Below are 3,408 nucleotides of genomic sequence, written 5' to 3' on the forward strand. Positions count from 1 at the left end.
GTTCTTTAACAATCTGGAAGAAGCACAACGAAATGTACTTATCAAGTACTCGGCGCAAGCCGAAGAAGATAAGTACGGGTTGTGATTGCATTAATTTTGTTCCAAGTTCTCAAGACTGAAGCGCGAGCTTCAGGCTGCTTTGAAACTTATGAACGGCACAAACGCTAATACTCAGGTCCTATAGCCTACAGCGTTATAGGATCAAGCGACTAAGTGCATATGGTGGATGCCTTGGCGATCACAGGCGATGAAGGACGTAGTAGCCTGCGAAAAGCTGCGGGGAGCTGGCAAACAAGCTTTGATCCGCAGATATCCGAATGGGGAAACCCACCGCAGCAATGCGGTATCCCTGGCTGAATACATAGGCCAGTGGAAGCGAACCGGGTGAACTGAAACATCTCAGTAGCTCGAGGAAAAGAAATCAACCGAGATTCCGAAAGTAGTGGCGAGCGAAATCGGAAGAGCCTTTACGTTTTAGCAGTCAAGATAGTCGAACGGGATGGAAAGCCCGGCCGTAGCAGGTGATAGCCCTGTAGACGAAATCTCGATTGTGGAACTAAGCGTAAGACAAGTAGGGCGGGACACGTGAAATCCTGTTTGAAGATGGGGGGACCATCCTCCAAGGCTAAATACTCGTGATCGACCGATAGTGAACCAGTACCGTGAGGGAAAGGCGAAAAGAACCCCGGAAGGGGAGTGAAATAGATCCTGAAACCGTATGCATACAAACAGTAGGAGCCTCCTTGTGGGGTGACTGCGTACCTTTTGTATAATGGGTCAGCGACTTACATTCAGTGGCAAGGTTAACCGAATAGGGAAGCCGTAGCGAAAGCGAGTCCGAATAGGGCGATTCAGTCGCTGGGTGTAGACCCGAAACCAGATGATCTATCCATGGCCAGGTTGAAGGCACGGTAACACGTGCTGGAGGACCGAACCCACTAATGTTGAAAAATTAGGGGATGAGCTGTGGATAGGGGTGAAAGGCTAAACAAATCTGGAAATAGCTGGTTCTCTCCGAAAACTATTTAGGTAGTGCCTCAAGTATTACTGCGGGGGGTAGAGCACTGTTATAGCTAGGGGGTCATGGCGACTTACCAAACTATGGCAAACTCCGAATACCCGCAAGTACAGCTTGGGAGACAGAGCACCGGGTGCTAACGTCCGGACTCAAGAGGGAAACAACCCAGACCGCCAGCTAAGGTCCCAAATTATCGCTAAGTGGGAAACGAAGTGGGAAGGCATAGACAGTCAGGAGGTTGGCTTAGAAGCAGCCATCCTTTAAAGAAAGCGTAATAGCTCACTGATCGAGTCGTCCTGCGCGGAAGATGTAACGGGGCTAAGCGATAAACCGAAGCTGCGGGTGTGCACTTTTAGTGCACGCGGTAGGAGAGCGTTCTGTAAGCCTGCGAAGGTGGCTTGTGAAGGCTGCTGGAGGTATCAGAAGTGCGAATGCTGACATGAGTAGCGATAAAGGGGGTGAAAAGCCCCCTCGCCGTAAGTCCAAGGTTTCCTGCGCAACGTTCATCGGCGCAGGGTGAGTCGGCCCCTAAGGCGAGGCAGAGATGCGTAGCTGATGGGAAGCTGGTTAATATTCCAGCACCGTCGTACAGTGCGATGGGGGGACGGATCGCGGAAGATCATCAGGGTGTTGGATGTCCCTGTTGACGCATCGAAGATGGCGCTTAGGCAAATCCGGGCGCGTAAATCAAGGGTGTGGCACGAGCGAGCATTGCTTGCGAAGTGATTGGAAGTGGTTCCAAGAAAAGCCTCTAAGCTTCAGCTGTACGAGACCGTACCGCAAACCGACACAGGTGGACGGGATGAATATTCCAAGGCGCTTGAGAGAACTCAGGAGAAGGAACTCGGCAAATTGATACCGTAACTTCGGGAGAAGGTATACCCCGGTAGTGTGAAGCGCCTGCGCGCTTAGCATGATGGGGTCGCAGAGAATCGGTGGCTGCGACTGTTTATTAAAAACACAGCACTCTGCAAAGACGAAAGTCGACGTATAGGGTGTGACGCCTGCCCGGTGCCGGAAGGTTAAGTGATGGGGTGCAAGCTCTTGATCGAAGCCCCGGTAAACGGCGGCCGTAACTATAACGGTCCTAAGGTAGCGAAATTCCTTGTCGGGTAAGTTCCGACCTGCACGAATGGCGTAACGATGGCCACACTGTCTCCTCCTGAGACTCAGCGAAGTTGAAGTGTTTGTGATGATGCAATCTACCCGCGGCTAGACGGAAAGACCCCATGAACCTTTACTGTAGCTTTGCATTGATCTGTGAACCGGCCTGTGTAGGATAGGTGGGAGGCTTTGAAGCGTGGTCGCTAGATCACGTGGAGCCATCCTTGAAATACCACCCTGGTTTGTTTGCGGTTCTAACCTTGGTCCGTTATCCGGATCGGGGACAGTGCATGGTGGGCAGTTTGACTGGGGCGGTCTCCTCCCAAAGTGTAACGGAGGAGTTCGAAGGTACGCTAGGTACGGTCGGAAATCGTGCTGATAGTGCAATGGCATAAGCGTGCTTGACTGTGAGACTGACAAGTCGAACAGGTGCGAAAGCAGGACATAGTGATCCGGTGGTTCTGAATGGAAGGGCCATCGCTCAACGGATAAAAGGTACTCTGGGGATAACAGGCTGATACCGCCCAAGAGTTCATATCGACGGCGGTGTTTGGCACCTCGATGTCGGCTCATCTCATCCTGGGGCTGTAGCCGGTCCCAAGGGTATGGCTGTTCGCCATTTAAAGAGGTACGTGAGCTGGGTTTAAAACGTCGTGAGACAGTTTGGTCCCTATCTGCCGTGGGCGTTGGATACTTGACGGAGCCTGCTCCTAGTACGAGAGGACCGGAGTGGACGTACCTCTGGTGTACCGGTTGTCATGCCAATGGCATTGCCGGGTAGCTAAGTACGGAAGAGATAACCGCTGAAGGCATCTAAGCGGGAAACTCGTCTGAAGATTAGGTATCCCGGGGACTTGATCCCCCTGAAGGGTCGTTCGAGACCAGGACGTTGATAGGTCGGGTGTGGAAGCGCAGTAATGCGTTAAGCTAACCGATACTAATTGCCCGTGAGGCTTGATCCTATAACACTGATGGTTATTGACCTGGTGGTATAGCGTTCCAAGTGTCGTTCAATACAAAATCTGGCTGCCCCGTCAGCAGCCAGCCAACACCAATTACACCCCACTGTGCGCGTGATCATCGAGCTTGCCTCTGATCCGCCCACACGTTGTGTTTCTTCCAAGATTGGAGCTGTTGCGTTCATCGCAGCCGCTCAACCAGTTACGCCTGACGACCATAGCGAGTTGGTCCCACTCCTTCCCATCCCGAACAGGACAGTGAAACGACTTTGCGCCGATGATAGTGGACGGACGTCTGTGAAAGTAGGTCATCGTCAGGCTTTTATT

2 rRNA genes are annotated in these 3,408 nt (G+C 52.2%); both read left to right on the forward strand.

Annotated elements, in window-relative coordinates:
- Positions 1–199: 199 nt before the first annotated feature.
- Positions 200–3,084, forward strand: a 23S ribosomal RNA gene (locus AGI3411_RS29975).
- A gap of 204 nt (positions 3,085–3,288) precedes the next feature.
- Positions 3,289–3,401, forward strand: a 5S ribosomal RNA gene (gene rrf / locus AGI3411_RS29980).
- Positions 3,402–3,408 lie beyond the last annotated feature (7 nt).

Source organism: Achromobacter agilis (genome assembly GCF_900496965.1).
GTDB classification, from domain to species: domain Bacteria; phylum Pseudomonadota; class Gammaproteobacteria; order Burkholderiales; family Burkholderiaceae_B; genus Achromobacter; species Achromobacter agilis.